Origin of the sequence: Nocardia mikamii NBRC 108933, from assembly GCF_001613505.1 — a bacterium.
Lineage (GTDB): Bacteria > Actinomycetota > Actinomycetes > Mycobacteriales > Mycobacteriaceae > Nocardia > Nocardia mikamii.
Genome location: NZ_BDCM01000013.1, coordinates 144,086 through 164,885 on the forward strand (window position 1 = coordinate 144,086; position 20,800 = coordinate 164,885).

General features: G+C 69.9%; 22 protein-coding genes. 5 read left to right on the plus strand and 17 right to left on the minus strand.

The window, feature by feature from the left end:
- Complete coding sequence (locus NMI01S_RS18750; protein ID WP_245716927.1) at nucleotides 1–525, plus strand: MarR family winged helix-turn-helix transcriptional regulator; 525 nt, start codon at nucleotides 1–3, stop codon at nucleotides 523–525.
- Nucleotides 526–530: 5 nt separating this feature from the next.
- Here NMI01S_RS18750 and hisI read toward each other — a convergent pair whose 3' ends face one another.
- The 4 genes from hisI to priA all read right to left on the minus strand — a co-directional run bounded on the left by hisI (nucleotide 531) and on the right by priA (nucleotide 3,285).
- Nucleotides 531–878: a phosphoribosyl-AMP cyclohydrolase gene (hisI, locus tag NMI01S_RS18755; RefSeq protein WP_062999805.1), complete on the minus strand. Its 348-nt coding sequence runs from the start codon at nucleotides 876–878 to the stop codon at nucleotides 531–533.
- Nucleotides 879–939: 61 nt separating this feature from the next.
- Nucleotides 940–1,713 (minus strand): imidazole glycerol phosphate synthase subunit HisF, encoded by a 774-nt coding sequence (gene hisF, locus NMI01S_RS18760; RefSeq protein WP_062998975.1) that lies wholly within the window; start codon nucleotides 1,711–1,713, stop codon nucleotides 940–942.
- The gene (locus NMI01S_RS18765; protein ID WP_062998976.1) at nucleotides 1,710–2,552 is read right to left on the minus strand and encodes an inositol monophosphatase family protein; all 843 of its coding nucleotides are present in this window, start codon (nucleotides 2,550–2,552) and stop codon (nucleotides 1,710–1,712) included. Before NMI01S_RS18765 ends, hisF begins: the two co-directional genes overlap by 4 nt.
- A gap of 1 nt (nucleotide 2,553) precedes the next feature.
- Entirely contained in the window at nucleotides 2,554–3,285 is a 732-nt protein-coding gene (gene priA, locus NMI01S_RS18770) for a bifunctional 1-(5-phosphoribosyl)-5-((5-phosphoribosylamino)methylideneamino)imidazole-4-carboxamide isomerase/phosphoribosylanthranilate isomerase PriA (protein ID WP_030514642.1), read from the minus strand.
- A gap of 231 nt (nucleotides 3,286–3,516) precedes the next feature.
- Here priA and NMI01S_RS18775 point away from each other — a divergent pair, with 231 nt between their 5' ends.
- Nucleotides 3,517–3,993, plus strand: coding sequence for a hypothetical protein (locus tag NMI01S_RS18775; protein WP_062998978.1), 477 nt, complete (start codon nucleotides 3,517–3,519; stop codon nucleotides 3,991–3,993).
- A 2-nt stretch (nucleotides 3,994–3,995) separates the two neighbouring features.
- On the opposite strand, the gene hisH is transcribed toward NMI01S_RS18775, so the two are convergent.
- The 6 genes from hisH to NMI01S_RS18805 form a co-directional block, all read right to left on the minus strand.
- Nucleotides 3,996–4,625, minus strand: coding sequence for an imidazole glycerol phosphate synthase subunit HisH (gene hisH, locus NMI01S_RS18780; RefSeq protein WP_030514644.1), 630 nt, complete (start codon nucleotides 4,623–4,625; stop codon nucleotides 3,996–3,998).
- A complete protein-coding gene (gene hisB, locus NMI01S_RS18785; protein WP_030514645.1) occupies nucleotides 4,622–5,254 on the minus strand; it encodes an imidazoleglycerol-phosphate dehydratase HisB in 633 nt (210 codons plus the stop codon). Before hisB ends, hisH begins: the two co-directional genes overlap by 4 nt.
- Nucleotides 5,251–6,384, minus strand: a complete 1,134-nt coding sequence (locus NMI01S_RS18790) for a histidinol-phosphate transaminase (protein ID WP_062998980.1) — start codon at nucleotides 6,382–6,384, stop codon at nucleotides 5,251–5,253. The genes hisB and NMI01S_RS18790 overlap by 4 nt, the downstream gene beginning before the upstream one ends.
- Nucleotides 6,381–7,718 (minus strand): histidinol dehydrogenase, encoded by a 1,338-nt coding sequence (hisD, locus tag NMI01S_RS18795; RefSeq protein WP_062998982.1) that lies wholly within the window; start codon nucleotides 7,716–7,718, stop codon nucleotides 6,381–6,383. The genes NMI01S_RS18790 and hisD overlap by 4 nt, the downstream gene beginning before the upstream one ends.
- A gap of 163 nt (nucleotides 7,719–7,881) precedes the next feature.
- The gene (locus NMI01S_RS18800; protein ID WP_062999807.1) at nucleotides 7,882–8,169 is read right to left on the minus strand and encodes a putative quinol monooxygenase; all 288 of its coding nucleotides are present in this window, start codon (nucleotides 8,167–8,169) and stop codon (nucleotides 7,882–7,884) included.
- Nucleotides 8,170–8,198: 29 nt separating this feature from the next.
- Nucleotides 8,199–9,233: an aldo/keto reductase gene (locus tag NMI01S_RS18805; RefSeq protein ID WP_062998984.1), complete on the minus strand. Its 1,035-nt coding sequence runs from the start codon at nucleotides 9,231–9,233 to the stop codon at nucleotides 8,199–8,201.
- A 142-nt stretch (nucleotides 9,234–9,375) separates the two neighbouring features.
- Here NMI01S_RS18805 and NMI01S_RS18810 point away from each other — a divergent pair, with 142 nt between their 5' ends.
- Entirely contained in the window at nucleotides 9,376–10,227 is an 852-nt protein-coding gene (locus NMI01S_RS18810) for a helix-turn-helix transcriptional regulator (RefSeq protein WP_062998986.1), read from the plus strand.
- 7 nt (nucleotides 10,228–10,234) lie between these two features.
- Here the strand turns inward: NMI01S_RS18810 and NMI01S_RS18815 are convergent, their stop codons facing one another.
- The 5 genes from NMI01S_RS18815 to NMI01S_RS18835 form a co-directional block, all read right to left on the minus strand.
- Nucleotides 10,235–10,840, minus strand: a complete 606-nt coding sequence (locus NMI01S_RS18815; RefSeq protein ID WP_439956280.1) for a maleylpyruvate isomerase family mycothiol-dependent enzyme — start codon at nucleotides 10,838–10,840, stop codon at nucleotides 10,235–10,237.
- Between the two features lie 101 nt (nucleotides 10,841–10,941).
- Nucleotides 10,942–12,507, minus strand: coding sequence for a serine/threonine-protein kinase (locus NMI01S_RS18820; protein ID WP_062998989.1), 1,566 nt, complete (start codon nucleotides 12,505–12,507; stop codon nucleotides 10,942–10,944).
- A 234-nt stretch (nucleotides 12,508–12,741) separates the two neighbouring features.
- Nucleotides 12,742–14,508, minus strand: coding sequence for a penicillin-binding transpeptidase domain-containing protein (locus tag NMI01S_RS18825; RefSeq protein ID WP_062998991.1), 1,767 nt, complete (start codon nucleotides 14,506–14,508; stop codon nucleotides 12,742–12,744).
- Nucleotides 14,509–14,584: 76 nt separating this feature from the next.
- Complete coding sequence (locus tag NMI01S_RS18830) at nucleotides 14,585–15,451, minus strand: arylamine N-acetyltransferase family protein (RefSeq protein ID WP_062998993.1); 867 nt, start codon at nucleotides 15,449–15,451, stop codon at nucleotides 14,585–14,587.
- Between the two features lie 102 nt (nucleotides 15,452–15,553).
- On the minus strand, nucleotides 15,554–16,030 hold the full coding sequence (locus NMI01S_RS18835) for a MarR family winged helix-turn-helix transcriptional regulator (protein ID WP_062998995.1): 477 nt from the start codon (nucleotides 16,028–16,030) through the stop codon (nucleotides 15,554–15,556).
- Nucleotides 16,031–16,071: 41 nt separating this feature from the next.
- Here NMI01S_RS18835 and NMI01S_RS18840 point away from each other — a divergent pair, with 41 nt between their 5' ends.
- Together NMI01S_RS18840 and NMI01S_RS18845 are read left to right on the plus strand one after the other, a co-directional pair.
- Entirely contained in the window at nucleotides 16,072–16,983 is a 912-nt protein-coding gene (locus NMI01S_RS18840; RefSeq protein WP_062998996.1) for an alpha/beta hydrolase, read from the plus strand.
- A 9-nt stretch (nucleotides 16,984–16,992) separates the two neighbouring features.
- Entirely contained in the window at nucleotides 16,993–18,162 is a 1,170-nt protein-coding gene (locus NMI01S_RS18845) for a winged helix DNA-binding domain-containing protein (RefSeq protein WP_062998997.1), read from the plus strand.
- Between the two features lie 6 nt (nucleotides 18,163–18,168).
- Here NMI01S_RS18845 and nadC read toward each other — a convergent pair whose 3' ends face one another.
- Nucleotides 18,169–19,029, minus strand: coding sequence for a carboxylating nicotinate-nucleotide diphosphorylase (nadC, locus tag NMI01S_RS18850; RefSeq protein WP_062999809.1), 861 nt, complete (start codon nucleotides 19,027–19,029; stop codon nucleotides 18,169–18,171).
- Nucleotides 19,030–19,063: 34 nt separating this feature from the next.
- The gene (locus tag NMI01S_RS18855; protein WP_062999811.1) at nucleotides 19,064–20,800 is read right to left on the minus strand and encodes an L-aspartate oxidase; all 1,737 of its coding nucleotides are present in this window, start codon (nucleotides 20,798–20,800) and stop codon (nucleotides 19,064–19,066) included.

Here is a 20,800-nt window from a genome sequence, read left to right on the forward strand (position 1 = left end):
GTGACGGAATGGCTCAATCCCACCGAACGGCGAGCGTGGCGGACTCTGGTCGCGCTGACGACGCGATTACCGGCGGCAATGGACACCCAGCTGCAACGCGAAGCCGGTATGACGCATTTCGAGTATCTCCTGATGGCACTGCTGTCCGAGGAGCCCGGACATCGCCTGCAACTCAGCGAATTGGCGAGCAGGGCAAATGCGTCGCTATCACGGTTGTCCCATGTGGTGACGAAGCTGGAACGGCTGGGCTGGGCCAGACGCGACGCGGTGCGCGGCCGCCGCGGCGCCTACGCGGTGCTCACCGACGAAGGTTTCGAACAGGTACAGAAGGCCACTCCCGCCTATCTGGAAGGGGTGCGGGGGCTGGTCTTCGACGGCATCGACGATGAGCAGGTCGACCAGCTGCTCACCCTCGGAGAGGCACTCGTGGCACAGCTCGACGCGGGCCTGTCCCGGGGTATCGGCCGCGCCGACGGACTGCCCGACCCGCCGGCCGCCGAAGCCACGGCCGGCGCCGCCAACTGACCGGTTCAGCTCCCGTCGGCGAGCAGCAGATCCCCGTCCCAGCAGGTGTGGGTGCCGGTGTGGCAGGCCGCGCCCTGCTGGTCGACGATCAGCAGCACGGCGTCGCCGTCACAGTCCAGCCGCACCTCGTGCACGTATTGCGTATGTCCCGACGTCTCGCCCTTGACCCAGTACTGCTGCCGCGAGCGCGAATAGTAGGTGGCCTTGCGGGTGGCGAGAGTGCGGGCCAGGGCCTCGTCGTCCATCCACGCCATCATCAGCACATCGCCGGTGCCGCGTTCCTGCGCGATCGCCGCGACCAGGCCCGCCTCGTTGCGCTTGAGCCGGGCGGCGACGGCGGGATCCAAACTCATACCCATCGTTATACCTGTCCTGTCGGTGCCGTTCGCCCTCTGCCGAGGGTGCTGCCCGTCCTCAGCGGACGGTGATGCCCTCGGTGCGCATCGCGTCTTTGACCTGCGGAATCGTCAGGTCGCCGAAGTGGAAGACGCTCGCGGCCAATACCGCGTCGGCGCCGGTCCGCACCGCGGGCGCGAAGTGGTCGACCTCGCCGGCGCCGCCGCTGGCGATGATCGGCACCGAGACGGCGGCGCGCACCGCGCTGATCATCGGCAGGTCGAAACCGCCCTTGGTGCCGTCGGCGTCCATCGAGTTGAGCAGGATCTCGCCGACCCCCAGCTCGGCGCCGCGCACCGCCCACTCCACCGCGTCGATGCCGGTACCGCGTTTGCCGCCGTGGGTGGTGACCTCCCACCCGGACGGGGTCGGCGAGCCGGTGTCGGGCACGCGGCGCGCATCCACCGACAACACGATGCACTGCGAGCCGAAGCGCTGCGACATCTCGCGCAGGATCTCCGGGTTCGCGATCGCCGCGGTGTTCACCGACACCTTGTCCGCGCCCGCGCGCAGCAGCCGGTCCACATCCTCGACGGTGCGCACGCCGCCGCCCACGGTGAGCGGGATGAAGATCTGCTCGGCGGTGCGGGTCACCACGTCGATCATGGTGCCCCGATCGCCGCTCGAGGCCGTGACGTCGAGGAAGGTGAGCTCGTCGGCGCCCTGGGCGTCGTAGGCGGCGGCCAGTTCCACCGGGTCGCCCGCATCGCGCAAATTCTCGAAGTTCACGCCCTTGACCACCCGGCCGGCGTCGACGTCCAGGCACGGAATCACGCGTACCGCCAGACTCATTGCGTCCCTTCCGAATTCTCGTTGCGCTCGGAGGCGCGGTCGACGGCGCTGTCGATCATGTCGAGGAGTTCTTCGTGCACCCCGGGCGCGGCGGCCAGCACCGACCGCGAGGTGATCGACCATTCTTCGCCGCGCAGATCGGTCACCACACCGCCCGCGGCGCGTACCAGCGCCACTCCGGCGGCGTTGTCCCACGGATGGTGGCCGAAGACGACCGCACCACCCAGCACCCCGGAGGCGGTGTAGGCCAGGTCGATGCCGGTTGAGCCGTGCATGCGCACCCGGCTCGACAACCGGCTCAGCGCACCCAGCAGGTCGAAGCGGAACCGGCCCGGGATCCGGCCGTGGGCGTCGATGTTGAACGCGCCGAAGCCGATCATCGACTCGGCGAGGCGGCCGCGTTCCAAGGGCGGCAACGGTTTTCCGTTGAGCAGCAGCGGGCCACCGGCCGCCGCGGCGTAGCGGCGGTCCAGCAGCGGCAGCCAGGTCAGACCGAGGACGGGCTGTCCGTCGGCCACCAGCGCCAGGAGCATCGCCGAGAGCGGATGGCCCGCGGAGTAGTTGAAAGTGCCGTCGATGGGGTCGAGCACCCAGGCGGTGCCCGAGCTCAGTTCCGGCCCGCCGAATTCCTCGCCGTGCACCGGAATTCCGGTGCGCTCGGCCAGCTGCTGCGACAGCGTGCGCTCGAGTTCCAGATCCAGGGCGGTGGCGAAGTCGCCGCGCCCTTTCTGGACCGCGCTCGGCGCCCCCAGCCCTTCGACGAAACGCGGTGCCGCACCGTCCAATATCTCGCTCGCCGTCGCGAGCAGCGCGGCCGGGTCGGAGACGGCGGTGGTCACGTCAGCGAACCGCGTCCAGCGCCTCGGGCAGGGTGAAACGCCCGGCGTACAAGGCTTTTCCGACGATCGCGCCTTCCACCCCGTCGGACACCAGCCCGGAGATGGCCCGCAGATCGTCGAGGGTGGAGACGCCGCCGGAGGCGATCACCGGCGCCTCGGTGGCCGCGCACACCTGCCGCAGAATGTCGAGGTTGGGGCCCTGCAGGGTGCCGTCCTTGCTCACGTCGGTGACCACGTAGCGGGCGCAGCCGTCGCGTTCCAGGCGCTCGAGCACCTCCCACAGGTCGCCGCCGTCGCTCACCCAGCCACGGCCCCGCAACCGGTAGTCGCCGTCGATGATCCGCACGTCCAGCCCGACCGCGACCCGATCGCCGTATTCGGCGATGGCGCGGGCGCACCACTGCGGATCCTCGAGTGCCGCGGTACCCAGGTTGACCCGGGCACAACCGGTGGCCATCGCGGCCTTCAGCGAGTCGTCGTCGCGGATGCCACCGGACAGCTCGACCTTCACATCCAGCTCACCGACGACCTCGGCGAGCAGTTCACGGTTGGAGCCGCGCCCGAAAGCCGCGTCCAGGTCGACCAGATGCACCCATTCGGCACCCGCCTCCTGCCAGGCCAGCGCGGCATCGCGGGGGGCGCCGTAGCTGGTTTCGCTGCCGGCCTCCCCCTGAACCAGGCGCACGGCCTCACCATTGGCGACATCGACGGCGGGTAGCAGCACAAGACTCACGTGTGAAGCCTACTGGCTACCGGTTGGCGTGGCGGTGCCGGGATGGCGCATATGGGACGCCGGTCACTGCCTGCGGGGACGAGCATCACACGTTTGAGCTGGACAACGACGGGCAATCCGAAGTCTGCGTGTGTCACTGTGCGCAGGAGGTCCAGACCGGCGGCTTCCGCGTACGTACCCTGGGTCGGGGGCACGTACTGCCATCGTTGTCGACGAAGAGGATCTTCACCCATGTCGCGGATCACGTTGCGGCCCATCATGTTCGCGTTGTCGTGCGGGGCGGCCGGTGCCGCGATGCTCGTGCCGCCCGCGGCGACGGCCACCCCCACCGACCCGATTCAATTGGCCGCCTGCGATTTCGGGCGGCAGTTCACCACCTACGACTGGGCCGGTTACGACGACTACGACCGGCGGGTCCTGGAGCTGTCCACCGGCGCGTTCCACGACCAGTTCGCCGCGTCGGCGCCCGATCGCCGCGCCCACGTGACCTCGGTGCACGTCCGCTCCGAGGCCAACTCGGTGGAATGCCGCACCGACGTGGCCGATCCCGAACATTCGGAGGTCGTGGTGACCGTGGACCGGTCCGAACGCAGCGACGCCACACTCGGCCTGCCCCGGCCCGAACGGTCCCAGCTGCGGGTGTTCCTCGACAACATCGACGGCCGCTGGCTCGCGGGCCGGGTCGACACGCTGCCGCCGCAGGCGTAGTCCTACAGCGAACCGACCCAGTTGCGCAGCAACTGCGCACCGGCGTCACCGGACTTCTCCGGGTGGAACTGGGTGGCGCACAGCGGTCCGTTCTCGACGGCGGCGAGGAACGGCCCGCCGTGTTCGGCCCAGATCAGCTTCGCCGGGGCGATGGTGCCGTTGTCGTCCCATTCCCACTTCTGCGCCGCATAGGAGTGCACGAAGTAGAAGCGCGTCTCGGGATCCATCCCGGCGAACAGCACGCTGTCGGCGGGAGCCTGCACGGTATTCCAGCCCATGTGCGGAAGTACCTGCGCCGGAAGCCGTTCCACCGTGCCCGGCCACTGCCCGCAGCCCTCGGATTCGACCCCGAACTCGACGCCGCGTTCGAACATGATCTGCATGCCCACGCAGATGCCGAGCACCGGCCGGCCCCCGGCGAGACGGGTGCCGATGATCCGCTCCCCGCGCACCTGCGTCAGACCGGCCATACACGCCGCGAAGGCGCCGACACCGGGCACGACCAGACCGTCGGCGTCGAGCGCGGCCTGCGGATCGGCGGTGACGGTCACCTCCGCGCCGGTGCGGGCCAGCGCGCGCGCCGCGGAATGCAGATTGCCGGAGCCGTAGTCCAGCAGCACAACCGATTTCACAGCGTTCCCTTCGTGGACGGCACACCGGTGACCCGGGGGTCCGGTTCGACGGCGGCGCGCAGAGCCCGTGCGACGGCCTTGAATTCGGCCTCGGTGATGTGGTGCTGGTCGCGGCCGTACAGCACCCGCACGTGCAGTGCGATGCGGGCGTTGAGAGCGATCGACTCGAAGACGTGCCGGTTCAGCACCGTGGAATAGGACGCACCGGGACCGGCGCTGGGAATCACGGTGTGCAGCAGCCGCTCCGGCTCGCCGTCGTGAACGCAGTACGGCCGCCCCGACACGTCGACGACCGCGTGGGCGAGGGTTTCGTCCATCGGGATGTAGCAGTCGCCGAAGCGGCGGATGCCCTTCTTGTCACCCAGTGCCTCGCCGAGCGCCTGCCCGATCACGATGGCGGTGTCCTCCACGGTGTGGTGCGCCTCGATCTCGATATCGCCCTTGGCCTGCACGGTCAGATCGAAGCTGCCGTGCTGGCCGAAGGCGGTGAGCATGTGGTCGTAGAACGGGACCCCGGTGGAGATGTCGGTCCGGCCGGTGCCGTCGAGATTCAACTCGACCACGATGCTGGATTCGCGGGTGGTGCGTTCCACCCGGGCGGTTCGATTCATACTCGCTTCCGTACTCATCGGGCGATCACCTCGGTGGCCACCAGCTTCTCGCTCACACGCAGGAACTCGTCGTTCTCGGCGGCCAGTCCGACGGTGGTGCGCAGATAGCCGGCAATGCCGACGTCGCGGATCAGCACACCCTCGTCCAGATAACGCTGCCAGGTGCGCGGAGCGTCGGCGAAGTAGCCGAACAACAGGAAGTTCGCGTCCGAGGTGACCACCTCGAAACCCATCCCCCGCAATGCCGTGGCTACTCGTTCCCGCTGCGCGGCGAGTTCGGCGACACTGGCGAGAGTTTCGTCGGCGTGGCGCAGCGCGGCGCGGGCGGCGGCCTGAGTGACCACCGACAGGTGGTATGGCAGCCGTACCAGCAGCATCGCCTCGATCACCGCGGGCGCGGCGACCAGATAGCCGAGCCGCCCGCCGGCGAAGGCGAAGGCCTTGCTCATGGTGCGGCTGACCACCAGCTTCGCCGGATATCGGTCGATGAGCCCGAGTGCGCTGGGCGCGGCGGAGAACTCACCGTACGCCTCGTCGACCACCACGATGCCCGGCGCCGCCGCGAGCAGCCGCTCCAGATCGGCGAGGGCGATCGAATGCCCGGTCGGATTGTTCGGGCTGGTCACGAACACCACATCGGGGCGGCGGTCGGCGATCACCGCGGCCGCGTAGTCGATGTCGAGGGAGAAATCGCTGTTGCGCTTGGCCTCGATCCATTCGGTGTCGATGCCCTCGGAGATGATCGGGTGCATCGAATACGAGGGCACGAAGCCGAGGGCGCTGCGGCCGGGCCCGCCGAAGGCCTGCAGCAGTTGCTGCAGAATCTCGTTGGATCCGTTGGCCGCCCACACGTTCGCGGTCTGCACGGTGACGCCGGTCTGGCGGCTCAGGTACGCGGCCAGGTCGGTGCGCAGCGCCACCGCGTCCCGGTCGGGATAACGGTGCAGGTCGGCGGCGGCGGCGCGAATGGATTCGGCCACGTCGTCGATCAGCGCCCGGCTCGGCGGATGCGGATTCTCGTTGGTGTTCAATTGCACCGGCACCGCCAATTGCGGTGCGCCGTACGGGCTCTTACCACGCAGGTTCTCGCGCAGCGGCAGATCGTCGAGGGTCGCCGCGGCGCCCGGGATATCGGCGGTCGCGGTCATGACAGGGCCTCGAAACGCACCTGCACGGCCTGGCCGTGCGCCGGCAGATCCTCGGCATTGGCCAGGGAAACGACATGGCCGGCAACGTCTTTCAGCGCGGCTTCGCTGTATTCGACGACGTGGATGCCGCGCAGGAACGTCTGCACGCTCAGCCCCGAGGAGTGGCGGGCGCATCCGGCGGTGGGCAGGACGTGATTCGATCCGGCGCAGTAGTCGCCGAGGCTCACCGGCGACCACGCGCCGACGAACACCGCACCCGCGCTGCGGACCCGCCCGGCGACCGCGGCCGCGTCGGCGGTCTGGATCTCGAGGTGTTCGGCGGCGTAGGCGTTGACCACTCGCAGGCCCTGCTCGATATCGTCGACGAGCACGACACCGGACTGCTTGCCGGACAACGCCTCCGACACCCGCTGCCGGTGCTTGACCACCTCGAGCTGGGTCGTGACCGCGGCGTCGACCGCATCGGCCAGCGCCACACTGTCGGTGACCAGCACACTCGCGGCGAGCACATCGTGTTCGGCCTGTGAGATCAGGTCGGCGGCCACGTGCGCCGGATCGGCGGTGGCGTCGGCGAGGATCGCGATCTCGGTGGGACCGGCCTCGGCGTCGATGCCGACCAGGCCGCGGCACAGCCGCTTGGCGGCGGTGACGTAGATGTTGCCCGGACCGGTGATCATGTCGACGGGGGCGAGCTGTGCGCCGTCGGTGTCGGTGCCGCCGTAGGACAGCAATGCGACCGCCTGAGCGCCGCCGACCGCCCACACCTCCTCGACGCCGAGCAGTGTCGCCGCGGCGAGAATCGTCGGATGCGGCAGCCCGCCGAACTGGGCCTGCGGCGGCGAGGCCACCACCAGCGAGTCCACGCCCGCGGCCTGCGCGGGGACGACGTTCATGACGACACTGGACGGGTAGACGGCATTGCCGCCGGGTACGTAGAGTCCGACCCGCTCGACCGGCACCCAGCGTTCGGTGACGGTGCCGCCGGGCACGACCTCGGTGGTGGTGTCGGTACGGCGCTGATCGGCGTGCACCTTGCGGGTGCGTTCGATGGCCACCTCGAGCGCCGCGCGCACGGCGGGCGCCAGCTCGGCGAGGGCCTTGTCGAGTTCGGCGGCCGGAACGCGCACGCTCGCCGGGGTGACGCCGTCGAACTTCGCGCTGAACTCCTGCGCGGCCTCGACACCGCGATCACGGATCGCCTCCACCACCGGCCGCACATGATGCAGCACCGAGTCCACATCCACTCCCCCGCGCGGCAGCGCCGCGCGCAGTTCGGCAGCGGAGGGCGTACGTCCGCGCAGATCCACGCGGGCGAGCTCGATGCGGCTAGTCATAGCGGTGTGAAATCCTTGTCTGTCCGGCCGGTCTGTGCTGGTCATCACATCGAAGCGAATGCTCCGGACCGCCTACCAGCCTATCGGGTCGGCGCCAGTCGATATCCGCCGCCCGAGCCGGACGCGGCGCCACGCTCCCGCCTCCGCCTCGGGCCGCGACGGCTCATTCCGGCACCAGGCGATACAGCGTCATCGGCTCGGCCAGGATCCGATCCAGGACCTCGGCGATATGGCGGAAGTGCGGGGTCGCGAAATGGGTCTCGAGAGCGTCCGGACCGAGCCAGCGCTCCACCACCGCCATGCGGGCCGCATCGTTGGGGTCGGCGTAGGGGCGGTAGTCGAGGCATCCGGGTTCGGCGAGCGACGGTTCGATCATCGCCTCCAGGGCGGTGCGCAGCCGATCCTCCTGGCCGGCGCGGGCGTGCAGTTCGGCGACGACGTGCAGGACCACGGTGTTCTCCTTCGATCGTTCGGACGGATTCACGGGCGGACCGGACCGGTACCGGCCCCGGTGGCGATGAGTGCGGCGGTGATCTCGGCCCGGTCGGCGGCGGTGAGCACCAGTTCGCGAGCACCCGCCCAGCCGTCGATCTGCGCCGGGGTGCGGGCGCCGACGATCGCCCCGGTGATGCCGGGCCAGCCCGTCACCCAGGCCAGCGCCACCTCCGCCACCCCGGCGCCGTGCCGGGCGGCGATCGGGCGCAGGGCATCGACGAAGGCGAGATTGACCGGCAGGTCGGTGGTGAACTCGGCGTAGCCGCGGCGCCAGTCGTCGGCGGCGAGGACCCGGCCGGCGGTGAACGCACCGGTGAGCAGTCCGGACTGCAGCGGCGAATAGGCGATCACACCGGTGTCGTGCGCGGCCGCCCACGCGATCTCCGGCGCCGCGGCGCGGTTGAGCGCCGAGAACGGTGGCTGGATCGCGTCGACGTGTGCGATGGACTCGGCGATATCCAAGTGCCGCACATCGTGATTGGACAGGCCGATGGCACGCACCTTGCCCTCCTTGCGCAGGTCCGCCATCACCTGCCAGTACTCCTCGAGCGGTGTGGCGTCGCCGGTCGGCTCGCCCGCGGCCCCGTAGACGAAACGGGCGCCGGTATCGGGCCAGTGCACCTGGTACAGATCGATGTGGTCGGTGCCGAGGCGGCGCAGCGAATTCTCCAGTTCGCGGCGGACCGACTCCGGTCGCATCACCCGCAGCGGCGGGCCGTTCGGATCGTCGCCGTCTTCCCAGATCAGACCGGCCTTCGTGAAGATGTACGGGCGATCCCGCTCCGGGATGCCGGCCAGGGCGCGGCCGACGAGTTCCTCGGCATGACCGAGCCCGTAGGCGGCCGCGGTGTCGATCCAGTTGAGTCCGGCTCCGACGGCGTGCCGGATCGCGGCTACCGAATCGGTGTCGTCGGTGCTGCCCCACGAATACTGCCAGCCGGGGCCGGAGATCACCCAGGTGCCCAAACCCAAGGGGGTGATGTCCATTCCGGTGCTGCCGAAGCGGCCGGTGGTACTCATCGATGCGTCTCCTTCGCTCGCGCCGCCCCGGTGGCGGCGCCGCTGTCGAGAGTCGTCGTCGGCGACGACGGCTACCAGTGCGTGCCGAGCCTGGGCATCCCGTGACCAGGTTCGGTGGCGCCGGACGCGCGATACTGACCGCATGAGCCTGGATCGACGCGCCGAACTCGGGGAATTCCTGCGATCGCGCCGCGCCCGTCTGCGTCCGCAGGAGGTGGGCCTGGCCGAGCACGGCACCCGCCGCCGGGTGCCGGGACTGCGCCGCGAAGAACTGGCGCTGCTGGCCGGAGTGAGCGTGGATCACTATGTGCGCCTGGAACAGGGCCGCACCCTGCACTTTTCGGAATCTGTGCTGGACGCGGTGGCGCGGGCGTTGCGGCTCGACCCGCTCGAACGCGACCACCTGTACCGGCTGGCACGACCCTGGTCCGGTACCGAACCCGTTGCCGCGCAGCAGGTACGGCCCGGTCTGCGCCGACTGCTCGACACCGCCGACGTGCCCGCCTACATCGTCGGCCGCGGGACCGACGTGCTGGCGTGGAACCGCACGGCCGCCGCGCTGATCACCGACTTCGGCGCGTTGCCGCCCGGGGAGCGCAATCTGGCGCGGCTGGTGTTCTTCGACGAAGGTATGCGCGACCTGTACGAGGACTGGCCCGGCAAGGCCGCCGACGTCGTCGCCTATCTACGGCTGGACGCGGCCCGCAATCCCGGCGACGACCGCATCGCGGCGCTGATCGACGAACTGCGGCGGCGTGATTCGGATTTCGAGCGGCTGTGGTCGCGCCACGCGCTGAAGGACAAGACCCACGGCCGCTACGTCTACCGGCATCCGGTGGTGGGGCGACTCGACCTCGGCTTCGAGACGCTGCGCCTGCCCGACGACCCGGACCAGGCGTTGATCGCCCATACGGTGGAAGCGAATTCGCCGAGTGCGACCGCCCTGCGACTGCTCACCGACTGGGCCGCCGACGCTGAATCCGCCCCGCGCTGAGGGCGTTTCAGACCCGGTGGCGCTGCCGCAGAGTCGCCACCCCGGCACCGGTGAGCTCGTCCAGCACGACCGGGCGGCCCACCACGGCCAGCGCGAGCGCCTCACCCGGGCCGCGCACCTCCGGTCCGGTCCCCGACGACCACTCCATATCGGTGGCGACGAACCGCAGTCCGCGGGTGTATTTTCCGGGTGTCGCGAAGGGGTCGGGATGCTCGAGGACCGCGATCACGCGAGCCGCGGGAATGGTGCGGGGCCGGCCGAGAGGCCGGCGGATGTCCTGCTGATGGACCAGGATGTCGGCCAGCCCGATTCTCGGCAGCAGGCGGGTGATGCGCCGGCCACAGTGCTCGAAGCGGTCCAGCAGGTGGGCGGTCGTCAGCTCCCGCGTGCGGTCGACGAGGTCGCCGTTGATGCGATCGGTATTCATCCGCCGGCGCAGCGCGAACCGGGCATATCCCAGCGGGGTGATCTCGTCGTAGAGCAGGTGGCTCACCACATCGCGCACCCGCCATCCGGCGCACAACGACGGCGCCTCCCACTCGTCGTCACTCAGATCACGCAGCAGCGAAATCAGTTCCGCCCGTTCGTCGGCCAGCAGCTCCGCGGTGTGCACAGCGCGAGAGTACCGGCGCGGCACCGGGCCACGACACATACCCGGGACGGATTGTCACATCCACCCCCGGGCGGAGACCGTACGTGCCGCTACCGCGCGGCTCAGTGCGTATCGCTGTCGATGAGCAGACGCCCGCTGCTGCCCACCACGACGCGCAGTTCGATCGACTTGGACTGACCGCCGTAGGTGATGCTGGCGACCGACATATCCACCGAGCCATCGGAATTGGCGCTGCTGCCGCCACCCCGCGCGCCCTCGATGGTGTTGTACGCGGTGATCTGGTTCTGCTTCCAGTAGGTCGCGAACGCCTGCTGGCTGCCGTACACCTGCTGCGCCGCGGGAGTGAGCAGATTCCATGCGGTGCCGGTGTTCTGGTCGACGAGTGCGTCGTAGAAGTTCTGGATGACACCGGCCGCCGAACCGACATCCGTCTTACCGGCGCTCTTGGTCTGTCCCACGGCCGCGACGCTCTGCGACGAGGTACCCGACTGCGCGGTGGCGGTCGCCGACGGCGAATTCGCCTGCGAACCGGGCGATTCGGTTTTGGCGCCGCCGAACATCAGATACAGCGCCGCGGCGACGATCACCAGACCGGCGGCGAAACCACCGGCGAACACCCACGGTTTCGCGTTGCGGGTGGGTGCCGGCTCGGCGGCGGGCACCGGATTGGAGCGGGTGGGATGCGCGCCGGCCGCGGCGGCCCGCACCGGCTGCATCTCCGGTTCGGACAGTACCGCCGCGGTGGCCATCATCTCCGCGGTGGAGATATCCGCCTGTGCCGCACGGCGATCCAGGGTGCGCGTGGCCTGGCGGCGAGCGCCCCCGCGGTGAGTCGCCAGCATCCGGGTCGATTCGGCGTCGGCGGCCTGATCCGCGAAATCGGCCAGCTGATCGCGCACGTCGGTCATGCCCGGCCGGTCCTCCGGCTCGAAGCTGAGCAGATCCAGCAGCAGGTCGGTGAGCGGGCCGGCGTTGCGCGGCTGACTCAGCTGACCGTTGGCCGCGGCGTACAGCAGCGCCAGCGGATTCGGATTGGTGCCGTAGGGCGGCTCACCCTCGAGGGCATGGAAAAGCGTTGCGCCCAGGGCGAATACGTCGGCGGCCGGGCTGGGTTCCGCGCCGCGGGCGACCTCGGGAGCCAGATAGGCGGCGGTGCCGGAGATCAGGCCGGTGGCGGTGAGGGTGACATCGCCCTTGGCCTTGGAGATACCGAAGTCGGTGATCTTCACGGTGCCGTTGTCGCCGAGCAATACGTTGCCGGGCTTGATATCTCGGTGCACGATGCCCGCGCGATGGGCGGCCACCAGCGCCGAGGCGATCTGTTCACCGATGCGCGCCACCTGCGGCAGCGGCAACGTCCCCTGCGAGGACAGCACCACGGCCAGGCTCTGCGACGGCAGATACTCCATGATCAGGCAGGGATCGCCCTCGTGGTCGGTGATGTCGAAGACCACGATCGCATTGGGGTGCTGGAAGCGTGCCGCGTTGCGGGCCTCCCGAGACGCGCGCTGACGCACGATCTCTTTCTCACCCGGCGGCAGACTGGGCTGGGTGAGGATCTGCTTGATCGCGACCGACCGTTCGAGTCGTTCGTCGACGGCACGCCAGACGACGCCTGTGCCGCCGCTACCAATCCGCTCGACCAGGCGGTAATGCCCTGCGATCACTTGGCCGGTTTCGATGGCACTACTCCGAGTTTCTCCGCGATCCGTGACTTACCGCGCGCGGGGTCATGTCCCGCGCGTGTTTCCCGGACGAGTGTAGCGGGCGTGACGCGCCGCTTTGACGCCGGAGCGAGATCTGCGCGGAATATGCGTGACCACCATGCGATGCGGTCGAGATCACTTCGCTATACACCGAGAGTATGTGTGACGAAGTTCACTCGGTTGCGTGGCGCGCTACTACTGATTCCGCAGGAAACGTCCGGCCGCCTCGACCGCCGGCGTCGAGCTCCCGGCATCGCCGACGAACACCGCCAGGGCCAGGTCACCGTCGATGCCGACGAACCAGCCGTGCGCGTGGGTGTCGTCGATGTATTCGGCCGTGCCGGTCTTGCCGAGCATGCCCGGTATGTCGGCGAGGCTGGTGGCCGTGCCGTTCGTAATCGTCTCGCGCATCATGGATTTCACCTGATCCAGCACCGGCGCGGGCACGGGATCCGGGGTGCGGTCCGCCTTCCCGGGCGATCCCGCAACGATGGTGGGCGCCGGCACCGAGCCGTGGGCGACGGTCGCGGCGACCAACGCCATGCCGAACGGCGACGCGGTCACGCGGCCCTGGCCGATCCCCTCCTCGACCCGCAGCGCGGAAGTGTCTGCGGTGGGCACCTTTCCGGTCACCGTGGTCATGCCGGGGGCGGTGAAATCCACACCGAGGCCGAGCTGTGCGGCCGCGCGGGTCAGCCCATCGGGCGGCAGATTCACCGCGAGCCGTCCCATCGTGGTGTTACAGGACCGTGCGAACGCGGTGTGCAGGGGGACGGTGCCGAGATCGAAGTTGTTGTCGTTGGGGATCTGCCGGCCCTCGATGTTCTCGGTTCCGGGGCAGGCGACCATCGTGTCGGCGGTGACCTGCCCGGCCTGCAGCGCGGCCGACACGGTGACGGTCTTGAAGGTCGAACCCGGTGGGTACAGCCCGGTGAGCGCGATCGGGCCCTGCGCGTCGGCGGGCGCGTTCTGCCCCACGGCGAGTACGTCACCGGTGGACGGTCGCAGCACCACCATCGCGGCCGGAGTCGGGATCGGCGCGAGCGCGGCCTCGGCACGCCGCAGCATCCCGGTGTCGAGCGTGGTTCTGATGTCGGCGACGGGTTTCGGATCCTGTCCGCCCACCGCATGGACGCCGTCGGCGCCCCGCGCGCGCACCGCCCAGCCCGCCGCGGCATCGGTGCTGTGCTGCCACAGGTCGCTCACCCCGGACAGGGCCGGTGAGGTCAATGCCTTGTCGACGGTGAGCAGCCGGGTCTGCGGCGCCAGCGTCACATTCGGCAGCGCGGCGAGCCGATCCTGCACGGGGGCGAGATCGCCGGCCCGCAGCGCGATCGCGGTGACGGGTTTGCCCTGGGCCTTGTCCATGTCCTGGCGCAGGCTCGCCGCGGAGATGCTCGGATCGATCGGACCGAGTACGGCCGCAACGGCATTCGGGTCGGCGCCGGGCGCCAGCTGGACGAGGGTGACGACCTGCTGGGTCATCAATTCCGCGCCGTCGCGGTCGAGCACGCGCGCGGCCGGCTGCGCGGTGACGGTGTCGTAGGACAGCGGCCCGGTCTCGAGGCCGGGCGCCACGGTGGCCGGATTCCACCGGACCTTCCAGTCGTCACCGGATTCGTCGGCCGTCCCGGTGGTGGTGTAGGTCCACTGATTTCCGGCCGCGCCGAAGGTCCACGTGGCGGCCAGGGCGAATGTCGCGTGGTGGTCGGACCGATCCACCGAACGCACGTCGACGCGGACCTTCTTGCCGAGGCTGTCGAAGAGGGCGCCGAGGGTGGTCGTGGCCCGCGCCGGATCGCTGGTGACGGCGGCCGCGGCGGCGGGATCGCCGTGACTCAACGCATCGGCGAAGGTGTGCACACTGTGGTCGAGCCGATCGGCGGAACTGTCGCCGGAACACGCGGCGGCAGCGAGAATCGGGGCGGCGAGCAGGGCGAACAACTTCGATCCGGTGCGCACGCGGCCGACACTACCGCCGCGAGCCGGCGCGGCGGGGTAATCGGCCGCCGCGCGCGGTCAGCCGCACAGCCGGTCGTCAGTGTGGCAGCCAGACCCCTGCCGCCAGTTTCGCCGCGTCCGCATCGTCGAGTTCGATATCGAATTCGGCCGCCAGGATCTTCGGCAGATCGGCCGGCGGCAGGTCGCGGCTGTGTGAGGTGCCGTCCGGATATTCGGTGATCCAGGTGGTGTTGTCGACGATGTCGTGCCGGTCCGGCCGGAACCGCTGCACATACGGCCGGGTCACGAACGGTGAACGCGCGGATGTGGAGACGAAGTGATTGCCGACCGCGTAGTCGATGCGGTACTGCGGATTCATGGTGAAGCTGTAGCGATCGATCCAGCCGTCGCGAGCGAAGTGGTGCAGCACCCACAGTTCCGAATCGAGTTCGCCGCGTGTGCGTTCCAGCCGGAATCGCCAGTCACCGGCGCGCACCTCCCCCGCATCGGGATTCAGTTCGAGCGGGGCGAGCGGGCCGGAACCGAAACCGACATCGCACAGCCACACCCGTTCGTCGTCGGCGGTGGTCACACGCAGCAACGCGTGCGTCGCCGGGCGGATCTCGCCGCGCGCGCCCATACTCACCCGCCCGTGCAATCCGGTGACGCCGAAGCCGATCCGTTCCAGCGCGGCGGCGAACAGGCCCACGTTCTCGTAGCAGTAGCCGCCGCGCCGGGACCGGACGAGCTTGTCCTGCAACGACGGAAGATCCAGCGGCACCGGGCGTTTCAGCACCGGCTCGATGTTCTCGAACGGGATGGTGGTGGTGTGCGCGTACTGCAGCGCGCGCAGGGTGTCGAGGGTCGGCGCCGGCTCGCCGGTGAAACCGATGCGGGCGAGATACGCCGGCAGATCCAGTGCCGCACCGTCCCAGTTCGTGACCGGGGCCGGACTTTCCGTCATGACTTCTCCTGTCTTTTCACTGTCGTTCGCCCCCATGATCAACGACCGCGTGTCCCGCATCCTTCCCACCACTGCGACCGGCCGCCGTTCGCCACGCGGCGATCACCCCGCGGGCATGCCGATCCGCTCCCGTTCGAGTTCGCCACGCAGCCGCGCGAGGGTGCGCGCCACAGCGGGCAGGGACGCCTCCGACGTGACGGCGCCGAACAGCTCGGCGAGCCGCTGCGCGAAGCTCTCTTCGGCCGCGGCGAGGAGATCGGCACCGTCCTCGGTCAGAGCCAGCACCGACGAGCGGCGGTCCGACGGATGCGGCTCGCGCACAACCCATCCCCGGGCCACCAGCCGGTCGACGCCCTTGCTGATCGCTCCGATGCCGGCCGCGAACTCGGCAGCGAGATCGGCTACCCGCACTCCCGGATGATCACGGAGAAACCGCAGCGATTCGAACTGGGAGGCGACGATGCCGTGCCGTTCCCGGAGCCGGTCGTTGACCGCGTTGTACAGCCGCGTCTCGCACCGCACGAGATCGGCGAACAGATTCTGTAGATCCACGGCATCCGGTTCCAAACTACATTCCATGGCATATACTGTACAGGAAGATAGTTCTCAGGAAGGCACATATGAGCGAGGAACAACGCGCACAGGTCGACGCGATGCTGCGGCGGCCCCACCCCGCGCAGCCGCGGTCCGTGGCCGAGATACGGGCGGAATTCCGGACACTGATGGCGCGGATGGCCGTCCCGTCCGGAATACGCACGCGGACGATCACCCTGGGTGCTCGGCCCGCGGTGCTCGTCGAACCACCGGAGCCGGCCGAAGCCGGAACGATTCTGTACTTCCACGGCGGTGGTTTCGTCTTCGGTTCGCCCGAGACGGCAATGACCTTGACCGGGAATCTGGTGTGCAAGACCGGTTTCCGGGCGCTGTCGGTCGATTACCGGCTGGCGCCGGAACATCCGTTCCCGGCCGCGATAGAGGACACGCTCAGCGCTTATCGGGCCCTGCTCGACAATGGCGCCGAACCCTCGGCCATCGCCTTCGCCGGCGACTCCGCGGGCGGCGGCCTGACCATCACGACGAGCCTGGCCGCCCGCGACGCGGGCCTGCCGCTGCCCGCCGCGATCGTCGCCTTCTCGCCAGGACTCGATATGACCCGCACGGGTGCGAGCATGGAAGCCAAGGCCGGCATCGACCCGGTGTTCACCCGCGCGAGCCTGGATCACACCGGCGCCATGTATCTCGCCGGGCAGGACGCCGGTCAGCCACTGCTCAGTCCGGCGGTCTCGGCCGATCTCACCGGCTTTCCGCCGATCCTGCTCCAGGTGGGGACCAACGAAATGCTGCTGGACGATTCCACTCGCCTGGCCGCACGCGCGCGGGAAGCCGGCGTGGACGTCATCCTCGACGTGACCGCCCGTGTGCCCCATGTGTTTCAGTCCTTCACCGGCCTCCTCGAGGAGGCGGACGAAGCCCTGGACCGGGCGGCGCATTTTCTCGGCCAGCGCATCCGAAACGGGCATCACGCAGGCTAGGATTCGACCATGCGTTCGATCACGGTCGCTCAGCGACGCGCGCGGCTGGCACGACGGCATCGGCTCGGTGCCGAATCCCGAGGCACCGAGCCCGCCGATATCGCCGATTCGATGGTCGCCCTGCACGCCACAGATCCGGCGACGGTGTATCTGGCGGTCTGTGCCCGCACTCGCGGCCTGACGCCCGCGGACGTGGAACGTGCCCTCTACGAGGATCGCTCGCTGCTGCGGCTGCTGGCGATGCGCCGGACCATGTTCGTCGCGCCGGTCGGCCTGGTTCCCGTCCTGCAGGCCGCGGTGGCCGACGCGCTCGCGGTCAAGCAGCGCCGCGCCTACGGGAAATATCTGGCCCAGGCCCTCGAGGGCGATATCGACGCCTGGCTGGCCGAAGTGGCCGACGAGACCCATCGCGAACTGCTGGCCCGGGGCAGTGCGACCGGCGCGCAACTGTCGGCCGCCGTGCCCCGGCTGCGCACCCAGGTCGACACCGCGCCCGGCAAGCCGTATTCGAAACCGACCAACATCACCACCTGGGTGCTGCTCATCCTCGGATGCGACGGGCTCATCGTGCGGGGCCGCCCCAACGGCAGCTGGACCAGCAGCCAGTACACCTGGGCGCCCCGGGAGGCGTGGCTTCCGGATGCCGCGCCGATCGCACTCGACGCGGCGCGCGCCGAACTGGCCCGCCGCTGGCTGCGCACCTTCGGACCGGCGCCCGTGGACGACCTCATCTGGTGGACCGGATGGACGAAAACGGACGTGCGCAAGACACTGTCGAGTCTGGACCTCACGGAAGTCGACCTCGACGGCAGGACCGGAGTGGTCCTGGCCGACGATACGGACCCCGAACCCGAGTGCGGACCGTGGGCGGCGCTGCTGCCGGCCCTGGACCCGACTCCGATGGGCTGGCAGTCGCGCGACTGGTTCCTCGGCCCGCATGCCCCGGCCCTGTTCGACACCAACGGCAATATCGGCCCGAGCATCTGGGTCGACGGCCGCATCGTCGGCGGCTGGGCTCAGCGCGCGGACGGTGAGATCGCCTGGCGGCTACTCGAAGACGTCGGCGCCGACGCGAAGGCGCTGATCGATGCCGAGGTGGAACGCACCGCCGCCTGGTACGGCGACGTGCGCGCCGTCCCCCGCTTCCGGACTCCGCTGGAACGCGAACTCACCCGCTGATCCGGCTCACATATCGAGGCCCAGGTCCAGCACCCGCACCGAATGGGTGAGGGCGCCGACGGCCAGGTAGTCGACCCCGGTGCGGGCGTAGTCGGCGGCCGCCTCGAGCGAAAGACCGCCGGAGGATTCGAGTTTCGTGCGCGGCGAGCGGCTGTTGCGGCGCTGGACGGCGGCCTGGGTGGCCCACAGCGGGAAGTTGTCCAGCAGCACCAGTTCCACGTCCTCGGCGAGGACGGCGTCGAGCTGATCGAGGCTGTCCACCTCGACCTCACATTCGATGTCGGGATCCAGTTCGCGCACCGCGCGCAACGCGGCGACCACCGATCCGGCGGCCACGACGTGGTTGTCCTTGATCAGGGCGGCGTCGCCGAGGCCCATGCGGTGGTTGACACCACCGCCGACGCGTACCGAATACTTCTGCAGCGCACGCAGTCCCGGCAGGGTTTTGCGGCTGTCGCGGATCCGGCAGTTCGTGCCCTCGACCGCGTCCACCCAGGCGGCGGTGGCGGTGGCGATCCCGGACATATGGGTGACCAGGTTGAGCATGGTGCGTTCGGCGGTGAGCAGCTGCCGGGTCGGCGCGACGACGGTCAGCACCGCGTCGCCGGGGCCGACCCGGGTGCCGTCGGCGACGCGATCGGTCACCTCGTAGTTTCCGGCGCCGATCACCTCGTCGAGCACCAGCAGCCCGACATCGATGCCCGCGACCGTGCCCGGCTGCCGCGAGACCATCGCGGCCTTGACGGTCGCCTCGGCGGGAACGGTTGCGGCCGAGGTGATGTCGGGCCCGTAGCGCAGATCCTCGTCGAGGGCGGTGCGGATCAGTGTGTGCAGTTCCCCGGGGTCGAGTTGCGGGTCCAGTGCCATCATCTACTCCTCGGCATGTGGTGCGTGGCGGCGGTCATCGGGCGCTCACCGCCGGTAGGGGGTCGGCGGTGGTGAGTGGCTCGGCGACGACCTGCGGGCGGCCGTCGTCGCCGAGCCGGATCGCGACGCTGCGCCGCAACTCCTCGCGCGGATCGGGGTAATCGGATCGGGTGTGGCAGCCGCGGCTTTCGGCGCGGGCGGTGGCCGCGAGGAGCAGGGTCCGCGCGGCCAGGGTCAGAGCGGCGTCCTCCACCGCGGCCAGTACTCCGGCCTGTTCCCCGTGCAGTCGCGACACCGCCTGCGGCGACGGCGGCTCCGGCGCCGCGGCACCGGAATCCAGCTGACCGGGCGCGGATGTCGTGCCGGTATCCGATTGTGCCGCAGCGTCTTCCGACGCATCCGCGGTTCCGGACTTCGCCGTGCCGCTGCCCCGCAGATGCAGCACCCGCAGCATCGCCCCGCGCAGCCCGTCGCCGTCGCGCACCACGGCGGCATGTGCCGACATCAGCTGCTGCAGCGCACTGCGATCGATGCGCGGCAGCGACATCTCCGGCACGGACGTCACCTCCGGGGCGGAAGCGACCCGCTCGGCCGCGGCGGCCCCCGCCCGCTCGCCGACGACCAAGCCCTCGAGCAGGCTGTTCGACGCCAGCCGGTTCGCGCCGTGCAGACCGGTGCGCGCCACCTCACCGGCCGCGTACAGGCCGGGGACGGCGGTGCGCCCGTACGTATCGGTGACGACGCCGCCGCACTGGAAGTGGGCGGCCGGCGCGACCGGGATCAGATCGGTGCGCGGATCCAGGCCCGCGGCGTGGCACGAGGTCGTGATCGTCGGAAACCGTTGTCCGAACCCGTCGATCGCGCGGGCGTCGAGATACACGTGATCGGTGCCGAGCTGTCGCATCCGGGCGGCGATGGCCTTGGAGACGATATCGCGCGGCGCCAGATCGCCCCGCGGATCGACACCGGCGGTCACCGAATCACCGTTCGAGTCGACCAGCACCGCGCCCTCGCCGCGCACCGCCTCACTGATCAGCGGCCGCCGCCCCAGCCCGCCGGGGCTGAACAGCACGGTGGGGTGGAACTGCACGAATTCCAGATCGGCGACCAGCGCACCGGCCCGCAGCGCCAGCGCGATCCCGTCGGCCGTGGCCCCGGGCGGGTTGGTGCTGCAGGCGTAGAGCTGTCCGAGGCCACCGGTGGCCAGCAGGACGGCGGGGGTGTGCACGACGCCGAAACCCTGATCCGACACCACGATCACACCGCTCACCCCGTCGGGCCCGGTGACGATGTCGAGGGCGGCGGTGCCGAACACCACCGGCAGTCCGGCGGCGTTCAGCGCGCGCTGCACCTCGGCGCCGGTGGCGTCGCCACCGGCGTGAATGATGCGGCGCGTGCTGTGCCCACCCTCGCGGGTGCGCGACACCTGGCCGTCGCGCCCGAGATCGAAGACCGCGCCCAGATCGGTCAGGGCCGCGACGGCATCCCTGCCGCCCGCCACGATGGAGCGCACCGCCTGCGCGTCGCACAGTCCCGCTCCGGCGTCGACGGTATCGGCGACGTGCGAGTCGACGGTGTCGCCGTCCGGCGCGACCACCGCGATCCCACCCTGTGCGTATTGCGTGGACGTATCCGTCGGGCCACCCTTGCTCAGGGTCAGGACCCGCAACCCCCGCAGCGAGGCGGTGCGGGCCGCGGTCAAACCCGCGACACCGCCACCGATCACCACCAGATCAGCTTCGGCTTCCCAGCCGATCGAAGGCGTCATCAT

What these genes read in the sequence shown, in the direction of transcription:
- hisI (WP_062999805.1), bottom strand. Translation starts at nt 878, where the DNA reads ATGAGTTTGGATCCCGCCGTCGCCGCCCGGCTCAAGCGCAACGAGGCG.
- hisF (WP_062998975.1), bottom strand. Translation starts at nt 1,713, where the DNA reads ATGAGTCTGGCGGTACGCGTGATTCCGTGCCTGGACGTCGACGCCGGC.
- NMI01S_RS18775 (WP_062998978.1), top strand. Translation starts at nt 3,517, where the DNA reads ATGTCGCGGATCACGTTGCGGCCCATCATGTTCGCGTTGTCGTGCGGG.
- hisB (WP_030514645.1), bottom strand. Translation starts at nt 5,254, where the DNA reads ATGAGTACGGAAGCGAGTATGAATCGAACCGCCCGGGTGGAACGCACC.
- NMI01S_RS18790 (WP_062998980.1), bottom strand. Translation starts at nt 6,384, where the DNA reads ATGACCGCGACCGCCGATATCCCGGGCGCCGCGGCGACCCTCGACGAT.
- hisD (WP_062998982.1), bottom strand. Translation starts at nt 7,718, where the DNA reads ATGACTAGCCGCATCGAGCTCGCCCGCGTGGATCTGCGCGGACGTACG.
- NMI01S_RS18805 (WP_062998984.1), bottom strand. Translation starts at nt 9,233, where the DNA reads ATGAGTACCACCGGCCGCTTCGGCAGCACCGGAATGGACATCACCCCC.
- NMI01S_RS18810 (WP_062998986.1), top strand. Translation starts at nt 9,376, where the DNA reads ATGAGCCTGGATCGACGCGCCGAACTCGGGGAATTCCTGCGATCGCGC.
- NMI01S_RS18830 (WP_062998993.1), bottom strand. Translation starts at nt 15,451, where the DNA reads ATGACGGAAAGTCCGGCCCCGGTCACGAACTGGGACGGTGCGGCACTG.
- NMI01S_RS18835 (WP_062998995.1), bottom strand. Translation starts at nt 16,030, where the DNA reads ATGGAATGTAGTTTGGAACCGGATGCCGTGGATCTACAGAATCTGTTC.
- NMI01S_RS18840 (WP_062998996.1), top strand. Translation starts at nt 16,072, where the DNA reads ATGAGCGAGGAACAACGCGCACAGGTCGACGCGATGCTGCGGCGGCCC.
- NMI01S_RS18845 (WP_062998997.1), top strand. Translation starts at nt 16,993, where the DNA reads ATGCGTTCGATCACGGTCGCTCAGCGACGCGCGCGGCTGGCACGACGG.
- nadC (WP_062999809.1), bottom strand. Translation starts at nt 19,029, where the DNA reads ATGGCACTGGACCCGCAACTCGACCCCGGGGAACTGCACACACTGATC.
- NMI01S_RS18855 (WP_062999811.1), bottom strand. Translation starts at nt 20,800, where the DNA reads ATGATGACGCCTTCGATCGGCTGGGAAGCCGAAGCTGATCTGGTGGTG.